Below are 18,881 nucleotides of genomic sequence, written 5' to 3'. Positions count from 1 at the left end.
ACGAAATGAAGTGATCAAACAATTTGAGAAAAGCCGTTAACTGAAAAAGAAAAAGTTCAAAAATCCTGTAATTAAAAAGAATATCACCATCGACATAATATCATTTAGAGCAGTAACTATAGGTCCTGAAGCTAAAGCAGGGTCCACGCCCAATTTCACAAAGAAAAATGGTGAAAGAACTCCTAAAGTTGTAGCCGTTAATGATGCTCCTAACACCCCAGCTGCTACAGTAACTCCTAACTGTAGTCCTCCTCCAGCGAAAAGGTTTATCCCTATGAATCCCATAAGGTAAACGACGATACCGCAAAGAATACCCAAAGCAACACCTGTTAATAAACCGATGCTCATCTCTTTAAAGATGGTTTCCCTACGGCGCCCGAAAGAAAGGGTCCCGGTAGCCATACTTCTGACTAAAATCGTGCTACATTGAACACCGACATTTCCAGACATCCCATTAATTAAAGGAATGAAGAAAATAACAAGAGCTAGTAATGACGGGGCAATTTTCTGAAAATATGCCATGACCGAAGCACTAACCAATCCAGCACAAAGAGTAACTAATAGCCAAGGGGCTCTGAGTAAAAATCTTTGAACAACATGACAGCTATGATATCCCACATCTTCTGTAGTTCCAGCCATACGCGCTATTGTTTCATCAGCAATATCTTCAATAGCCTCTACAACATCTTCGTAAGTAATAGCACCTATTAAGAAATTCTCTTCGTCAACAACAGGTAAAGCAGCTATCTTATAGCGTTCTACTAAGTCAACAACCTCTTCTCGAGTAGCATCGGGCAATACTTTATGCTCTACCTGATGCATAATCTGCTTTAGAGACATCTCAGGAGGATTAATTATTAAACTTCTATCAGTAACAACACCTTGAAGCTCCCCTTTAAAATCTAAAACGAAAACAAGACGGGTTAAATCTATTCCAGGATTATTCCTAATACACGCAGAAACATCCTTTACGGTAGTTTCCATCAAAAATGCGAAAAACTCATTAGTCATAAGTCTTCCTGCAGTATTGCGGCCATGTTTCTGTAAATCGCGAATTTTTAATGACTTCTTAGAATCTATCAATTCTAAGATTCTACGATAACGCCGATCAGGAATATCATCTAATACCCATACAGCTTCGTCAGGAGGCATCTGATCAATGAGCGCACAGACTTCTATATCAGTTAATTTACGGAAAATAGCCCAGCGAGAAGCTGAATCCGTATTAATAATAAAAGCTACTCGAGATGCAATACATGAAAGATTTTTATAAAGAATCGCACGAGAATCTGGGGGAAGACAAGAAACCGCATAAGCTAAATCTATAGGATTATACTCACTAACAATTTTGGAGAGATCGTGGGAATGTATATCCGCAGACAAACAGGTAAACGCTTTCTCCAACTTAAAACTTAGCTCATCATCCAAATGGCTAGTTTTTGAATCCATTAAGTTTCCGGAACCAAGAGCCGCATCTAGTTTCTCTTCGCCTCTGTTTTGTTCGCCCACCATAGTTTACCTCTTTGATTAGCTACAACTTCATGAAACGCATGTCCAGCTCGTAAATTTGCTAAACAGGGATCATTCAGCCATCGCGATTCTGTAATTTTAAAACCAAAATCTACAGAACGCATTACCATAGCCCAAGCTTGACCAATTTCTTTTTTCACAGCATAGAACTTACCTAAAGTATAGTAAGCCTCACTACATCCTAAAGCAATTGCCCGTTCTAAGTATACCCTAACTAATTCCTCGGATTCCGAACAACGCCGTTTCCAAAATAGAAATAACCAGGCCTCTCCTAACAAAAGTAATAAATCCTCTTGATCAGGATATTCATCTATTAATGAATTTAAAATAACCAGAGCTTCTTCAACTAGAGCCTCATCTTGCAATAGTTTCCCTTTTCCTAAAAGAGTAGAAGCAAGAATAATCTTAGCTCTAAAAGACTGTCTCTCCTCATCTATATTGGATATTAAGGCATAGGCCTCATCATAATAATCTTGAGATTCTTGAAGATCTGCCAATAAATAGCACGAATGTCCCCACAATTCCAAGATCTCTATTCGATGGGAAAGATTCCAGGCTTTACGATAATATAATAAAGATTCTTCTAAATAAATTTCCTTATAAGCAAGATCTGTCGTCGCCTCAGCCAAACACTTTAAGGCAAGACCTCGATCACTCCAAAATAAAAATACCTCAGGACGTAAAGAACACAATCTTTTCACTACATCCACAGCTTTCTGAAGCAACCTTACATTTCTTTTCCTCACTCCCCAGGCAAAATACACATCGAATAATTTCTGCCAACTATTGACATTTTCTGCGTCCCATTCAATGCAAGATTTGAAACATGAAGCTGAAGCAGCGAAATTAGCATCATCACTAAAATATAAAGCAGAGCAAAGCTGCACCTCGCCTAAAGCTTGAATCAAATGAGAGTTTCCTGGGAAAGCCCTCATAGCAGCAATTAGTCTCGTTCGGCTTTCTCTAAATAAATTTGGCTCATCTAAATATAACCCTAATACAGCTATACCATTAGCTAATAATGCGGAAAGAATAACTGGGTCCGCGCCTTTCTTCTGAGCTGAAGTCAGCTTATCCAAACCCATTTCTATATGCTTCATGTTGCTATTAAGCCAACCGGAACGAATTAATAATTCCCCCCATAAAACCCACAACTCCGCAATATGAGGAAATGCCTGAATCGTTTCATACAGTACCCTAGTTGCATCATAGAAATGCTCTTTCTCATAAGTAACATTAAATAATCTTACGACAGCCAGAGCATAGCTATAGCGATAATTTTCATAAGCAAAGTTATCAATATGACGATTGAAACTCAAGAAAATAGCCTTAGATAAATGGTCTATTGCTTGCTGTAAATAAGAAGACTTCCCTAACTCCAATCCAAGGATTTGTAGACATTCGGCATAATCTGCATGAGCGCCTGCTCGATTGGGAAGTAAACTTAACACTTTAGAAAAAGACTGACAACTACGTACAAGAGCTTCTTTCTCCCTATTCTTATAGTATAGTGTTAGAAACGTCTTCCCTATAGCTTCATATACATAGGCGGTAGCTGAATGAGAAACCTCCTCATGTTTTCCACCATGACAAAAATGTTCCCAGCCTAATTTATTATCCAAATGAGGATGAAGCTTAAGCAACTGCTCCATCACATCAAAATCTTTAACAATACGCTCGAGAAAAGCCACATCTTTAGTTAAAGAAAATAATTCGAAATTTGCACATATTTTAGCAGAACATAAAGACAATCTGTCGGAAGAACTTATCCCCAACTTTTTGAATAAGACATCTATGTAAGATAAAGTATCAATCAAAATTTGAGAGTTTTTCTTATCAATACCATACTTCATTCCATAGAAAATGACTCGCTTCACTATCACAACGTGATCACGAGTAAGCATTAATAAACTCTCAGACAAAGATAGATATCCCTCGCTAATATCAGAACTCCCCTCCAGGTTTATTAACTCAGACATGAGAAAATCTAAGCGTGCTTCAGAGCAACCGAATTCATCGAATAGATCCGATTCCTCATGGAAATTTTCAGAAGAAATGAAAGGTAAGGATGATCCCATCTTGTGACTTCTATACTGTCATTTTCTTTTCCTCATATAACTTAGAGGATGGTCTAAAAGATTGAGGTTCTATCCCTCAATAAAGAGGGATAATCTCAGATAATATACTATTATTTAAGATTTTCTGAGACGAAAAGCTGAAAATTTCAAAATGATATATTTAAGATATTAAATATAAAAACGCCTAACAGAAAAACTTTTAGACCAGTTTAGCGTATTTAAGTTTTTCATCAAAAATATTTTATATGAGAATACTAAAAGAAAACCGCTCTGTATAGCACGTTAAGACGCTGCACTTTTATCACTAGCTTCCACTTTATCGTTCTCATCACCCTCTGGAGTTGAAGCAGTAACAACGGCTATTCCAGGATAAACGGGGAGGTGCGCATCGGGATAGTATTGAACAGAAGTATGAGCTCCAGAAACAATATGACCATCTTTAAATAGGAACATAGAAATTGGTTGGAAACATCCAATGAGATAGTAACTAAACTGTCCCAAGCCTTGGCGCGACCCTCCACCTTCGAACTGGAAATTATGCTGAGGAACTGCCAACCATATTCCACGGGAACGAATAACTTCGTCATTCCAATCCCTTTCTACGCAAGCATAAGCAACACGACCGCCTAAAGGATTAAGCAACCCATAAAAAACCGTCATCATCGATGCCGTGCCGTAAAAAGGAGCCCTGAGCATATTAACCAAAGAACGCCCCATTTCCCTAACAATATCTTTGAAAACAAAACGGTCTTCTATAGATATATCCTTCTTAGAAAAGCACTGAATGACCATTTGCAAAAGTATATAAAAAGGAACCACAATAAATCTAATTAAGTTGTAGACCATCTTAACAAGAACAAGAAAAGGAGTGGCAATTAAGGGGAAAACACAAGTCGGGATTCTATAATCAACGCCTTCAGGATAATAATATACCAGTGCTACACCAGACTGAGTTTCATCTAAAGTTGATAAATCGATATGGCCCTCTTGAACCATCTCCTGGGCACCCTCTTTTTGCCCTTCCTTAGGTTTGGAATAATAACATACCGGCATAGGGGCCCAGATCCTATTGCCAAAAGGCTTGATTACTGTACCTGACAAGACATCTACTTTCTTGCTAATTCTATGTAGAATATACATTCCGCCCGTTAACAAAATGGTCGGAATAGCCACAGCCACTATAATCGACACCCATGTCATAACAAATGCTTGTAACTGTAAAGTACTAAGCAGCATTGCCAATAAAACTAGAGTTATCAATACAGATAGTGCTAATATAACAACACGCGTTTGACGATTTGCTTGATACTTTTGTAAATTCAAATGAGTACGGGAATTCTTCGTAACCTTAGTTTGGAAAGTATTCTTCCAATCCTCTTGATTAGGAAAATTACTAGACTTAACAGGGGTTAATTTTGCGTTAACCGCAGGCAAATTAAAACAAGACATGTTACACTTTTAAAAAGTTTTATTTTATTTCAATTTCAAAGAAAAGAAATTCTCGAATTACTATACTCTTATCACGCTTTTATTAAAAATTTTTAGTACCAATCATGAGAAAGAAAATCGCAAAATCGCATTACAATCTCCTATTGCTGGGAAGCATGTTCATAGGGTTGGCTCTAGCCTCCTTTAATTCCCCCTTAATATTTCAAAGCGCAGAGATCATATCAGGAATTTTTTTAAAACTGCTAAGGTTTTTAAGTCTTCCCCTAGTATTTTTTGCTATCGGGTCAACGATCACGTCTATCAAGAATTTTCAGACAATGTTGTCTCTAGGGAGAAAAATACTCTATTATACGCTACTCACTACAGTGATATCCGCTACAGTGGGTTTGGGATTATTTATTATTATTTACCCTGCCATGCCCTTAGAAGGGAGTTTAGAAACACCAGCAACGACATGCTCAACTGGCTACCTTAAGGTGTTGTCGGATACCATTCCTGGAAACATTCTAGAGCCGTTTATAGATAATAATGTTATTTCAGCTACATTTTTAGCGGTTATATTAGGAATCGCTTCCCTGTTCCTTCCTGAAAAAGAAAAGAATCTTACTCACAATCTGTTTTCAACATTCTTTTCTATACTTTTGAATATCGCTAAAGGCGTTCTTAAATTACTAGTTCCAGCTACACTAGCCTTCTCGATTCTCTTCTATAAAGAGGCTACACAAAATCAAGGGAACCTGGTTATCTTTAGTAAGTATCTGCTTTGCGTAGTAGGAGCTAACTTGATTCAAGGGCTTATTGTGTTACCATGGCTTTTGAAAGCAAATAAACTTTCCCCCTTAAACATTGCGAAAAGGATGTCTCCAGCATTAATCACAGCATTTTTTTCAAAATCCTCGGCCTCTACCCTTCCACTAACAATGGAATTAGCTGAAGAGGAACTCAAAATCAAACCCTCATTATCAAGGCTAGCTTTCCCCTTATGCTCCGTTATCAATATGAATGGCTGTGCCGCTTTTATTTTGATTACAGTGCTTTTTTTGGGAATATCCAACGGCATTAGCTTTTCTCTATTTTCAATGATTGGCTGGGTATTCATTGCGACTTTATGTGCAGTTGGAAATGCTGGCGTGCCTATGGGATGTTTTTTTCTTGCATCCTCATTAATTACTTCAATGCACATTCCTTTGCATTTGTTGGGCCTTATTCTGCCTTTCTACACTATATTAGATATGATCGAGACCTCATTAAATGTTTGGTCTGATTGCTGTGTGGTTAGTTTGACAGATAAACACTTTGCAAACAAATCTATTAAACTCGAGTAAACACCATGAGCAAAAATCAGACTCACTTTTCTTCTAGACTAGGCTTTATTTTCTCTATGATGGGGATAGCCGTTGGCGCAGGGAATATTTGGCGCTTCCCTAGAATCGCAGCGCAAAACGGTAATGGGGCCTTTATTTTAATTTGGCTCCTATTCCTATTTATATGGTCAATTCCTCTGATTATCATAGAACTTTCTCTAGGAAAACTAACTAAAAACGCCCCTATAGGCACGTTAATCAAAACGGCAGGACCAAAACGCGCGTGGTTAGGAGGCTTTGTCACTTTAGTAACAACATGTATTCTAGCTTACTACTCTAATATTGTTGGATGGGGTTTGAGTTATTTTTACTACTCAATCTCTGGTAAAATCTATGCTGGCAATAACTTTTGTCAGCTATGGGAAGCGCATTATCAAAGCTCCTTCCCTCTGTTATTTCACTTCCTGTCTCTATTTTTAGCCTATATGATCATCCGCAAAGGTATTGTACAAGGGATTGAAAAGTGTAATAAAATTCTTATCCCTTCGTTTTGCGTGTGTACCCTAGTACTACTTGTTAGAGCAGTTACACTTCCTAATGCAATGCAAGGAATCAAACAACTGTTTACTTTTGATTTTGCCTCGCTATCTAGTTACAAACTATGGATAGAAGCTCTAACACAAAATGCTTGGGATACAGGAGCTGGTTGGGGATTACTCCTAGTATATTCCGGATTTGCTTCAAAAAAAACCGGCGTAGTGAGTAACGGAGCCCTTACAGCGATATCAAATAATCTCGTCTCCTTAATCATGGGCATTATTGTATTTGCTACATGCGCTTCCCTAGATGTTCTAGGAACAACACAGTTACAACAAGGTGTTGGCTCCTCAAGCATAGGCATAGCTTTTATCTACCTGCCAGAACTGTTCACTAGAGTTCCTGGATCTGCCTACTTACCAGCTATTTTTAGTTCTATATTCTTCTTAGCCTTTGCTATGGCAGCTCTCTCGTCAATGATTTCAATGCTATTTTTGTTATCACAAACCCTTTCAGAATTTGGAATAAAAAAGCATGTAGCAGAGTACTCAGCCACCATTATAGCTTTTATTCTTGGTGTCCCCTCATCCTTAAGTCTTTCAGTATTCGCAAACCAAGACACTGTTTGGGGCATTGGATTAATTATTAACGGGCTTATTTTTATCTACGCCGCAACTAAGTACGGGCTGACACCTCTAAAAAAGAAAGTAATTAACGCTGTTCCCGGAGACATCCATCTCAATAAATCTTTTGATTCTATGGTAAAATATCTGCTTCCTATTGAAGGAATAATTTTACTTTGCTGGTATTTTTATGAAGGGCTTTTCCCTGAAGACGGGCATTGGTGGAATCCTATATCTGTATATAGTCTTTCTAGTTTGCTTTTGCAATGGTCTGCGGGATTAATTATTTTTAGATCATTAAATAAAAAACTATCTAAACGCTTTTCTTTATATAACTTAAAAAATTAAAAGCTTATATCTTGATATATTCTCTTCCTTAAGATATCGTATCTTAAGCTTTATTATTTTTCCCAAAGATAACTTAAGGAAGCATATGTCAACAACACCAGCATCTTCAGCAAGTCGAGACGTATTATTAGATGACGTTTTAATAGCTTTTAATAGAAAGCTAAATCTCGTAGAACAACAAGCGAAAGAACTTGAAACGAAAGTCAGTTTGGTAGACAGAACAGCTACTTTATCACTTACCACTGGCAATAATGTAGCCACGGATGTACTCCTTTTAAAAGATGAGGTTGCAGAACTAAAAGGATGTTTGTCTGCAGTTACGGATCTATTAATCCGCTCAGGCTCATCAAGAACACCTGGGGGTGCTCCTAATCCAGAAGGCACTAATTACCTAATAGGATGCACACCTCCTTCTCTTTGCGCTAAACTTACAGCGTTAGCGTTAACAATTATAGCCCTCATTGCTATCACAGTACTTGTTATCTGTATTGTTACTGTTTGCGGCGGTTTCCCCCTATTTATTTCCCTACTCAACATGTACACAGTTGGTGCTTGTATATCCTTACCGATCATTTCGTGTGCCGCAGTTTCAATGATGATTCTATGCTCACATTCTATTAACTCTTTATTAAGAAACAGGCCTGCGATCTATATGACTAACAATTTTCAAACAGAATCTTAATTATTACAAAAGAATATTTAGGAGAAACTAAGCATTATGACCTCTGTAAGAACCGATTTAACTCCAGGCGACACCTCACTCCAATCTTCTTTATTAAATCCGAGTGATCTCACAACACAACTATCCAACCTCCAGACTGTTCTCGCAGGGATACAACAACAACATCCTTTAAACGGTGGTTGGCCTCAGCATCATCCTACTGGCGCTGCAGATCAAAATTATCTCATGCGTCTGATGCAATCTCATATGGCAAGTACCGTATCAGCAGTATCTGAATTAAGAACCGAAGTCACTGCAATCAAGACAAAATTGCACGGGCTATCTACTCCAGCTAATGTTTGCAGCGGTCCTATGGCTCTAGCCGCTTTTCTTCTAGCTATATCTTTAGTTGCGATTATCATCATTGTTTTAGCCTCCTTAGGCCTTGCAGGCATACTACCTCAAGCTGCCGCTATCTTAGTGAATACAGCAAACTCTATATGGGCTATTGTTAGCGCTTCGATAGTCACTGTTATCTGCTTAATTAGCGTGCTATGCATAACGCTAATTCGACACCATAAACCCTTACCTATTGAAACTAGGCCTACCGGACATTAAAAAATAAATTTACGAATTTATTGTTTATTTAATCTCTCAGACTCACCTTGAAATTAATTATTTTCATCAGTTAATATATTATTTTCTTAGGTGGGTTTGTTATGCAAAAAGCCCTTCGTTTGCTACTCAATTTGCATCATGGAGAAGAGAGACGAGCACTTCTATTCCTGGTTTTAGGCTTAATCTGGGGAGTAGGCTGTTATGGATCTCTAGCTTTAAGTGAAGGGCTTTTTCTCGAGAATGTAGGAACTGAGGGCTTACCATCCATCTATCTTGGCTCCTCTTCTATTCTCTGCCTTTTATCTTCACTTATTCTTTACAATTTATTCAAAAAAAGAGTTTCACCCAAAACACTATTTTTAATCCCAATAACTAGTGTAATTGTGTGTAATCTTTATCTTCTCTGTTACGCAGCAACGTGTAGTGAAATCCCTCCAACTCCCCTGCTTATCTATCGTATGCTCTCTTGGAGCTTAATCATCTTAGCATATACAAATTTTTGGGGATTTGTGGACCAATTCTTCAATCTTCAGGATGCTAAAAGACACTTCAGCGTATTCAATGCTATTATATTTTTAGGAGATGCCATTGGTTCAGGGATAGTGAACCGCATCCAATACATAGGCGTAGAGAGAATTTTAATACTTTTTATAGTGATTCTATTCATTTGCTATCCTCTAGTCCATTATGTATCTAAATCGCTAAAAGAGCTATCAGAAGATCATGACCACTTTTTAGATACCGGCCACCCACCCTCTGTATCCAAAGCTTTTAAACTCTGTCTGAAAGATAGCTATACTTTCTATCTTCTCTGTTTTTATTTCTTAATGCAGTTGCTCGCTATCGCAACAGAATTCAATTACCTAAAAATCTTTGAAACACACTTTACTGACGGGAATACCTACGAACTTACAGCACATATCACTAAGTGGTCCTCCTGGATTTCCTTAACTAACATGTGTTTTGCTCTGTTTGCCTATAGTAGAATAGTTAAAAACATAGGCGTAAACAATATCATCCTATTTGCCCCCCTATGCTTCACTAACCTATTTCTCTGCTGGTCCTTCAAAACCTCAGTGGGAATTGCTACGATCGGGATGGTAGCTCGAGAAGGGCTTACTTATGCATTAGATGATAACAATCTACAGTTATTGATTTATGGTGTTCCAAATAGCATACGAAATCAAATTAGAATCACGATAGAGTGTTTTATCGAACCCATAGGAATGTTTGTATGGGCTCTAATGTGTTTTGCTATTTCCTACCAATACACCGTCTGTCTCATTATATCCGTGATTACAGTCGTCCTCGCCTGTTTACTACGTTCGTATTATGCACGGGCTATCCTAAGAAACTTATCTTCTCAAGCTATCCATTTAAAAAAGACTATGCTCGAATGGATAAAAGCTATGACTTCAAAAGAGAAGAGGCAAATTGAACTTTTACTACTTACACACCTGAAGCACCAGCAGGAACGCCATCAAATATTTGCCTTCCAATATCTATTAAATTTAGGAAGTCGTAGTGTACTTCCCAGCTTATTAGCTCATATGAATAAGCTAAGCTTGCCTAGCAAGCTAAAAACTATGGAGATGTTAAAGAATAGCCTTTGGGCTCGCGACTTCCTTACTTTAGAGCTTCTAAAGCGTTGGTCATCAACAACACCACATCCTTCAATAGCCATAGGCATTCATCTCTATTTTGCAGAACACGATTTGTTGCGCATATCTGATATTGCTGAAGATCTTTATGATGAGCCAGGTGACAGACTTTTAGCAGCGATTCTTACAGTGCGCCGTCAGGAAATGAGTGGGCAATATCGTGATGTTGCAGATTCACGACTCAAAGAACTTCTGAGCTCTAAAGATCATCGCGTGGTAGCTATCGGTCTTACTATTTTAACTTTAGAAAGAAATCCTGATAATTTCCCTATTTTAGTTGAGTTTCTGGATAACACTAATAACGAGATTTTTGTTCAAGCATGCAAAGCACTACAAGCATCTGTAAAGGCTATTCACAGGCCCTACTGCAAAAAACTCATACAAATCCTAAAACAAAATGTTCATAACGATCAGGCTTGCTACTATCTACTGAAAATAATCGGAGTCATCTTAGACGCTTCATTAGTAAAAGACTTTGTTACCACTACAGCATTATTAAAAAGCGCTTCGAGAAAATATGCTGAGTCTATAATTGTAGAGCTTCCTAAAGAAACCGCGAATTCACTCCTACAGATTCTTTCCGACAACAGCATCCATAACCGCTGTCGCATTCTTGCTGCAAAAGCCCTATGTAAAATTGATAATAAATTATTCAAAAAGAATGCATATAAAATCGTAAAATCTAAGGCCCTGAAAGCAATTTTTTATGATTATCATAAAAATTATATTCAAAAATCCTATCCTAAATACAATCTCAGCCTATTAGTTAATACTTTGGAATCTAACTACCAATCGGAAGTTAACTTCATGTTTGAGTTTTTAGGGATCTTAGGATCTGTGGAACATTCGGATATTCTAATAAGAGCTTTAACGGGGAAAAATAAAAAAGCAAAAGCTCAAGCTTTAGAATCTCTAGAGAAAAACTGCGAAGATTACCTATTTTCTCTGCTTGATCCATTCATTAACAATACAGAAAGACGCAGTGAAAAATACTACCTCAAATGCGGTGTTATTCCTTTAACTTTAAAAGAGTTATTAAATATGATGGAAAATTCTCCTTCGTATTTAAGTAAACTCACATCGAGACAGTTAAAGGAAGAATTAGCAAGCTGTGACGCTGATTTTCAACCAGCACCGCCGTATTCGACTTTAGATGAAGAGTATGACCATTATAATAAAGACGACTCTGACAGTCTAGTTCCCTTCTTTACTATTTAGCCAGGAGTCTCCTGATGAATCTAATTGACCGCGCCTTTCTTCTAAAAAAAAATCCTATTTTTAGTTCTTTAGATATGGATGTTCTCCTAGCTATTTCAGATAAAACTGAAATTATGATTTTTAAGCCGGGAGTAAAGATATTTTCTAAAGAAGAGCCCAGCTTCAGTCTGTATATTATAATAGAAGGCTATGTCAAAATTACTGATAACAATTCTTCGTTATCAATTACAATTTCATCACAAGATTGTTTCGGAGAGGAAAGCTTATTCAGCAATAAGCTTCGAGAATATAACGCCGAAGCTATAACTCAAGTACGAACTTTGATCTTAAGCAAAGGACAATTTCTTAGTATTGTTGAAGAATGTCCCTCTGTTGCACTCTCACTTTTAGAACTCTACGCCAAGCAAATCACCTTTAGACACCCCTCATCATAGAAGAAAATCTAACACTGTTTTGAAAAATAAACGTAAAAAAATAGAAGAAATGGTGCGCTATTTTAGTGAAAAGATGATGCACTAAGGATACAAACGCACCCTAAAATTTGTAATATTACTAACCCTGACGAGTCTTAATATATGTGATAACGTCGCCTACAGTACGTAATTGCTCTGCATCTTGCTCTGAAATTTCAAAGTTGAACTTTTCCTCCAAAGTCATGATCAACTCTGTCAAGTCTAAACTATCAGCGTTAAGATCTTCGATAAATGAAGAATTTTCATTTACTTCACTCGCATCTACGCCAAGCTGCTCAACAATAATTGACTTTACATCATCTTCTAAACTCATTGCTATATCCTTATGTTTTATCTAAACAATTATCTAAAATTTCCTGAAAAAGAGAAGAACAACTAATATCACAAAAATCTAATTTTTCAATATAGATCGTTTGCAATCTATTTAGTACGCCATGCCTCCATCAACACTCAGAACCTGAGATGTTACATAAGAAGATAGGGGGGAGGCAAGAAATAGCGCCGCATTGGCAATTTCTTCTGGGGAACCCATTCTTCCCATAGGAACATTTTTTAACCATTCTGTTTTTAAATTATCATTTAACACCTTAGTCATATCGGTATCGATACATCCTGGAGCTATACAGTTCACTCGAACATTTCTTGCGGCAACTTCCTTAGCTAAAGCTCTACTAAACCCTATAATACCAGCTTTTGCAGCGGCATAGTTAGTTTGTCCTGGACTACCCATTAAACCAACAATAGAACTAATGTTGATTATGGAACCAGAACGAGCTTTAATCATAGAACGAATTACGGCCGAACACACGTAATACAAAGAATTTAAATTCGTATTAATAACAGAAGACCATTCTTCTTCAGACATACGCATCAAAAGATTATCTCGAGTAATTCCTGCGTTATTCACTAAAATATCAACACTACCATGTGCTGAAATAAAATTCTGAGCAGCATCTTTTACAGATTCGTTATTACTAACATCAACCTTAGCAAAAGTCGCTGGCCGTCCTATTCTGGATAACTCTTCAGCGGCTTTTTTGCCACCCTCATCATTTATTCCCCATATTTCAATATCAGCACCTTGCTCAATAAAAAGCTTAGCTATGGCAAATCCTATACCCCTAGATCCTCCTGTAACGATCGCTTTTTTCCCCAACAATACATTATTCATATATCTATAGCTCCGCTAAAAAATTATTGATGCTTTCTACTGTACCTAAACTTTTAATGGGTTTTTTTAACCCTATGGAACGATTCAAGCCTGCAAGAACCTTGCCTGGGCCTATTTCTAAAAATTCATCAACTTCTAAATCTATCTTAGAACAACTTTGATACCATAATGTAGGAGAAGTCATCTGTTTTACTAAACACTGACGAATTTCATCATTGTTTGTTAAAAAATCTGCCACGACATTCGATACAAATGGCACTTCAGAACTATTCATATCTAAATTATGTAAATAAGGAGATAGTTCATCTTCTGCTGTTTGCATCAATGGCGTATGAAAAGCACCAAATACTTTTAATAAAATCGCTCGTTTTGCTCCTAAATCTGTAAACAAAGCTACAGCTTCTTCTATTTTTTCTCGCAAACCTGCAATCACAAGTTGTTTAGGAGCATTGTAGTTAGCAACCCAAATACCCTCTCCTAAACTTTCCAGATTTTGTTCAACAACATCTGCAGTCAATCCAAGAATCGCAGCCATAGCTCCAGGACTTTGTTGGCAAGCTTGATTCATAAACTGCGCACGTTTGCTAATGATATTAAAACCATCGATCGGAGAAATACGCCCAGAAGCAACTAAAGCAGTATATTCCCCTAAACTTAGTCCAGAAACTGCAGCGGGTGTTATAGAAGTCCGTGAAGCTAGAATTTTTACTACAGCCAAACTATGTAGATATATAGCTAATTGGCTGTATGCTGTTTCAAGAAGTTTTTCTTCGGGACCGTCGAACATGATTGAAGACAAAGAAAATCCCAATGTTTCATCAGCCAAAGAAAACACTTCAGCAGCTTCTGGATAATTTTCTACTAAATCTTTACCCATGCCAACATATTGGCTACCTTGGCCTGGAAATAAGAATCCTATTTTTTTCGTCATGAATTAACCTTCCACCTGTCGTAAAACAACTGCTCCCCAAGATAATCCGCCTCCAAAAGCAACTAGGAGTAAATACTCTCCAGAATTAATCACATGTAATTGCAATAATTCATCTAGAGCTATGCACACAGAAGAAGCTGCTGTATTTCCATACTTCGATAAAGTTTTAAACACTTTAGATTCATCTATTTCAAAACGTTTAGCTATAGCATCAATGATTCTTTCATTAGCTTGATGTGGGACCAGCCAATCTATATCACCCTCCGCAAGACCCGCCTCAGCTATACATATTTTAGCAGCCGATTCCATACGTCTTACCGCGTGTTTAAACACTTCTTTACCTTCCATGTAAATAAAGTGTTTACCTTCTGCTACAGTCTCTGGGGAAGCTGGAAGCCTGCTTCCTCCAGCGGGAAGACTAAGGAGATCAGCGACACTTCCATCAGCCCCTAAATTCACATTAGTGATTTCTAAAGCTCCGGGACGACTCTCTCCTACAACACAGGCAGAACCTCCATCACCAAAAAGCACGCAAGTATTTCTATCTTCATAATTTACGAAGGAAGAGAGTTTGTCTGCTGCAATAAGCAAAACATTATTATAAGCTCCCGATTCAACAAGAGCTTTAGCTACTGACAGACCGTATAAATAGCCAGTACACGCAGCCATACAGTCAAATGCTGGAACTTCCTTTATTCCCAAATAAGCTTGGGCTAAGGCTGCACTGGAAGGGAAAATATAATCAGGAGCTGAGGTGGAAAAAATAATACATTCTATTTGATCTTTAGTAAGACCAGCTTTTTCAATCGCCTTCTCCGCTGCTTTAGCACCCATAATAGAGGCATATTCACCTGGTGCCGCAATACGCCTTTCCTTGATTCCGGTTCTTGTTACTATCCATTCATCAGAAGTGTCTACCATCTGTTCAAGATCAGAATTAGATAGGATTTTTTCGGGTAGATAAGAACCCGTAGCCCAAATAGATGCCTTTCTTATTTTTTTCACACACAACCATAAATAAAGAAAAAAGCTAGTATACTATTCAAAGAGTTTATACCCTAACTTTTATTTTAGGTATTCAAGTCCTTTCTGAACTCCCAAGAAAAACAAAAAATATAGATAAGTTCTACAATGTTAAAATATCCAGATTATTTATCTAAATTAATCTCTCTTCTTAGAAAACTTCCAGGAATAGGATTTAAAACAGCAGAAAAGTTAGCCTTTGAGCTGTTGGATTGGGATCAAGATCAGTTAGAAGCTATGGGACAAGCTTTTTCGGAAGTATCTGCCGCGCGTAGTCATTGTTCGACCTGTTTTTGTTTAAAAAATCTTCCCGAAAGCAATTGTGAATTTTGTCAAAACAATCGCGACACCTCCACACTATGCATCGTAGCCACCCCTAAAGATATTTTTTCTTTAGAACGCTCTCAAATTTTCAAAGGTCATTATTATGTCTTAGGAACACTGTTATCCCCGATAACAGGAAAACATATTGATGTGGAAAGAATAGGGTTATTGAAACAACGTATAGAATTTTTAAAACCACAAGAAATTATTCTAGCCTTAGATGCCACTCTGGAAGGAGATGCTACTGCTCTTTTTTTGAAACAAGAATTAGCATTTTCTTCAGCCTCTATTTCTCGTTTAGCCCTAGGTTTGCCCATAGGATTATCTTTTGATTACGTAGACTCGGGAACCCTGGCCAGAGCGTTTTCTGGGAGGAATCCATATTAAACTTGAAATAAAATTGTTCTATTTTTAATTTTTTTTGCCATAAAAACATAAGTTCTTTAGAAGCACTGCAAATCTTCAAGATAGTAAGATCTTGTTAAAAAACATCCTACTCCTTATTTTTGTGCTTACTTCAATAAACAAGTTTTTCTGTCCTAGGGGAAATTCTTTCGAATGTTCATGATACGAAATAAAGTTATTCTGCGGTTTACTGTTTTGGCGCTAATCCAAGTCCCATTGGCCCTATCAGCTTCAGAAACAGTTAAGGAAGGATATACACTAGTTGAATCCATTACGATTACAACTGAAGGTGAAAATTCTTTAAACAAGCATCCACTACCGAAATTAAAGACAAAAAGTGGTGCTTTGTTTTCTCAAGCAGACTTTGACGAAGATCTACGAAATCTATCTAAAGAATATGATAAAGTAGAGCCGAAAGTTGATTTTTCCAACGGCAAGACTACAATCTCTTTGGTTCTTGTTGCCAAGCCTTGCATTAGAAAAGTTTGCATTACAGGGAACGAAGTTGTCCCCAATCATAAGATTCTTAAAACTCTGCAAGTCTACGAAAATGATGTATTCGATAGAGAAAAGTTTTTAAAAAACTTTGATGAACTCAGAGTCTACTATCTTAAGCGCGGTTATTTTGACTCTAATTTATCCTATGACTTAGATCATAATGAACACCTAGGTTACATTGACATAACTGTTCGGATTCAAGAAGGTCCTTGTGGTAAAATCAAAAAGCTAGAGATCTGCGGCCTTAACAGATGTGAAAAGTCTGATGTCAAAGAACTCATCCTTACTAAACAACATTCCAAAACCACTAGCTGGTTTACAGGAAGTGGTCTGTATCATCCAGATATTGTTGAACAAGACTCGTTTGCCATTACTAATTACCTACACAATTTGGGTTATGCAGACGCAACAGTTACTCCAAGACGTGAAATTGATGAGTGTGGGAATATCATACTCTATATGGATGTAGACAAAGGTCCTCTTTATACCTTAGGACACGTTCATATTGAAGGATTTAATGTATTGCCTAGACGGCTTATAGAAAAACAATTGGCTGCGGGTCCTAACGATATTTATTGTCCTGAAAACATATGGAGCGGTGCCCAGAAAATTAAGAATACCTACGCTAAGTACGGGTACATCAATACGAATGTTGACGTAACATTTTCTCCTCATGCATCGCGTTCTGTTTATGATGTAACTTACAAAGTAAGTGAAGGCTCTCCTTATAAGGTTGGTTTAATCAAAATCACAGGAAACACTCATACAAAACATGATGTTATCCTACACGAAACTAGTCTATTCCCCGGAGATACTTTTAATAGATTAAAACTGGAGGATACAGAACACCGTTTAAGAAATACGGGTTATTTCCAAAGTGTCAGTGTTTATACAGTACGTTCTCAATTAGATCCCCTGGATAATTCCGAAGAATATCGTGATATCTTCATAGATGTTAAAGAAACTACAACAGGTAATCTAGGACTATTCCTAGGATTTAGCTCCCTAGACAATTTGTTTGGAGGAGTCGAACTTTCTGAAAGTAATTTCGATCTTCTAGGCGTTAGACACTTATTCTCTAAAGGATTTAAATGCTTGAGAGGTGGTGGAGAATACCTATTCCTAAAAGCTAATTTTGGGGATAAGGTTACTGATTATACTATTAAATGGACTAAACCCCACTTTTTAAACACACCATGGATCCTAGGTGTAGAACTGGACAAATCTATCAACAAAGCCCTTTCTAAGGACTATTCTGTTGAGACTTATGGCGGAAATGTCAGCACTACATACATCTTAAATCAACAATTAAAGTACGGAATCTATTACCGCGGCACTCAAACAAGTTTGCACAAAAAGAAAAGAAACCTATCAGGACCAGATCTTGCTGCTAATAAAGGTTTCGTGTCTGCCGCTGGTGTGAACTTAAATTACGATTCTGTAAACAATCCTAGAAATCCTACGACAGGAATACGTAGTGGTGTAAACTTTGAAGTTTCCGGTCTCGGTGGTACATATCATTTTACAAAACTCTCTATAAACAGTTCGATATACCGAAAACTGACAAGAAAAGGAGTTTTGAAAATTAAAGGAGAAGCCCAGTTTCTTAAACCCTTTGGGAATACAACTATAGAAGGTATTCCTATTAGCGAACGCTTCTTCTTGGGTGGAGAAACTACTGTACGTGGATACAAGCCATTTATCATTGGTCCCAAGTTCTCCCCCACAGAACCTCAAGGGGGTCTATCTTCTCTCTTGCTTTCTGAAGAGTTTCAATATCCTCTGATTAATCAGCCTAACGTTAGCGCTTTTGTCTTCCTAGACTCAGGATTTATTGGGCTTAAGGAATACACTATCCGATTGAAAGATCTTTGTGGTAGTGCAGGATTTGGTCTACGCTTCGACGTAATGAACAACGTTCCTGTTATGTTAGGGTTTGGCTGGCCATTCCGTCCCACAGAAATGTTTGAAGGAGAAAAGATCGACGTTTCACAACGATTCTTCTTTGCTTTAGGAGGCGTCTTCTAAA

At 37.5% G+C, this 18,881-nt stretch carries 15 protein-coding genes; 8 read left to right on the top strand and 7 right to left on the bottom strand.

The genetic code is table 11. The features are described 5' to 3' along the window. Positions 1–36: 36 nt before the first annotated feature. The 3 genes from mgtE to CCA_RS02485 form a co-directional block, all read right to left on the bottom strand. Positions 37–1,449, bottom strand: a complete 1,413-nt coding sequence (mgtE, locus tag CCA_RS02495; RefSeq protein ID WP_011006456.1) for a magnesium transporter — start codon at positions 1,447–1,449, stop codon at positions 37–39. Positions 1,450–1,475: 26 nt separating this feature from the next. Beyond that, positions 1,476–3,608, bottom strand: a complete 2,133-nt coding sequence (locus tag CCA_RS02490) for a tetratricopeptide repeat protein (protein ID WP_011006455.1) — start codon at positions 3,606–3,608, stop codon at positions 1,476–1,478. Between the two features lie 282 nt (positions 3,609–3,890). Beyond that, entirely contained in the window at positions 3,891–5,057 is a 1,167-nt protein-coding gene (locus CCA_RS02485; RefSeq protein ID WP_011006454.1) for a hypothetical protein, read from the bottom strand. 104 nt (positions 5,058–5,161) lie between these two features. On the opposite strand from CCA_RS02485, the gene CCA_RS02480 reads away from it, so the two are divergent. From CCA_RS02480 to CCA_RS02455, 6 genes are all read left to right on the top strand, one after another. Continuing rightward, the gene (locus CCA_RS02480) at positions 5,162–6,382 is read left to right on the top strand and encodes a dicarboxylate/amino acid:cation symporter (RefSeq protein WP_011006453.1); all 1,221 of its coding nucleotides are present in this window, start codon (positions 5,162–5,164) and stop codon (positions 6,380–6,382) included. Between the two features lie 5 nt (positions 6,383–6,387). Next, positions 6,388–7,869: a sodium-dependent transporter gene (locus tag CCA_RS02475; RefSeq protein ID WP_011006452.1), complete on the top strand. Its 1,482-nt coding sequence runs from the start codon at positions 6,388–6,390 to the stop codon at positions 7,867–7,869. Positions 7,870–7,954: 85 nt separating this feature from the next. Continuing rightward, on the top strand, positions 7,955–8,551 hold the full coding sequence (incB, locus tag CCA_RS02470) for an inclusion membrane protein IncB (protein WP_011006451.1): 597 nt from the start codon (positions 7,955–7,957) through the stop codon (positions 8,549–8,551). 36 nt (positions 8,552–8,587) lie between these two features. Further along, positions 8,588–9,148 carry a hypothetical protein gene (locus CCA_RS02465; protein WP_011006450.1) on the top strand — a complete coding sequence of 187 codons (561 nt, stop codon included), beginning with the start codon at positions 8,588–8,590 and terminating at the stop codon, positions 9,146–9,148. A 101-nt stretch (positions 9,149–9,249) separates the two neighbouring features. Then, positions 9,250–12,027, top strand: a complete 2,778-nt coding sequence (locus tag CCA_RS02460; RefSeq protein ID WP_011006449.1) for a membrane protein — start codon at positions 9,250–9,252, stop codon at positions 12,025–12,027. A 14-nt stretch (positions 12,028–12,041) separates the two neighbouring features. Continuing rightward, positions 12,042–12,461, top strand: coding sequence for a cyclic nucleotide-binding domain-containing protein (locus tag CCA_RS02455; protein WP_011006448.1), 420 nt, complete (start codon positions 12,042–12,044; stop codon positions 12,459–12,461). Between the two features lie 118 nt (positions 12,462–12,579). On the opposite strand, the gene acpP is transcribed toward CCA_RS02455, so the two are convergent. The 4 genes from acpP to CCA_RS02435 all read right to left on the bottom strand — a co-directional run bounded on the left by acpP (position 12,580) and on the right by CCA_RS02435 (position 15,607). Continuing rightward, complete coding sequence (gene acpP, locus CCA_RS02450) at positions 12,580–12,813, bottom strand: acyl carrier protein (RefSeq protein WP_011006447.1); 234 nt, start codon at positions 12,811–12,813, stop codon at positions 12,580–12,582. Positions 12,814–12,924: 111 nt separating this feature from the next. Then, positions 12,925–13,671, bottom strand: a complete 747-nt coding sequence (gene fabG, locus CCA_RS02445) for a 3-oxoacyl-ACP reductase FabG (RefSeq protein ID WP_011006446.1) — start codon at positions 13,669–13,671, stop codon at positions 12,925–12,927. 4 nt (positions 13,672–13,675) lie between these two features. Continuing rightward, complete coding sequence (gene fabD, locus CCA_RS02440) at positions 13,676–14,602, bottom strand: ACP S-malonyltransferase (RefSeq protein WP_011006445.1); 927 nt, start codon at positions 14,600–14,602, stop codon at positions 13,676–13,678. Positions 14,603–14,605: 3 nt separating this feature from the next. Continuing rightward, on the bottom strand, positions 14,606–15,607 hold the full coding sequence (locus CCA_RS02435) for a beta-ketoacyl-ACP synthase III (RefSeq protein WP_041462212.1): 1,002 nt from the start codon (positions 15,605–15,607) through the stop codon (positions 14,606–14,608). A gap of 126 nt (positions 15,608–15,733) precedes the next feature. Between CCA_RS02435 and recR the strand changes: the two genes are divergently transcribed. Then, the gene (recR, locus tag CCA_RS02430; protein WP_011006443.1) at positions 15,734–16,336 is read left to right on the top strand and encodes a recombination mediator RecR; all 603 of its coding nucleotides are present in this window, start codon (positions 15,734–15,736) and stop codon (positions 16,334–16,336) included. Positions 16,337–16,507: 171 nt separating this feature from the next. Beyond that, positions 16,508–18,880, top strand: a complete 2,373-nt coding sequence (bamA, locus tag CCA_RS02425) for an outer membrane protein assembly factor BamA (protein WP_011006442.1) — start codon at positions 16,508–16,510, stop codon at positions 18,878–18,880. Position 18,881 lies beyond the last annotated feature (1 nt).

It is taken from the genome of Chlamydia caviae GPIC (genome assembly GCF_000007605.1).
Taxonomy (GTDB): domain Bacteria; phylum Chlamydiota; class Chlamydiia; order Chlamydiales; family Chlamydiaceae; genus Chlamydia; species Chlamydia caviae.
Note: the sequence above shows the minus strand (reverse complement) of the source record. Positions and strands in the feature narration are given on the sequence as shown.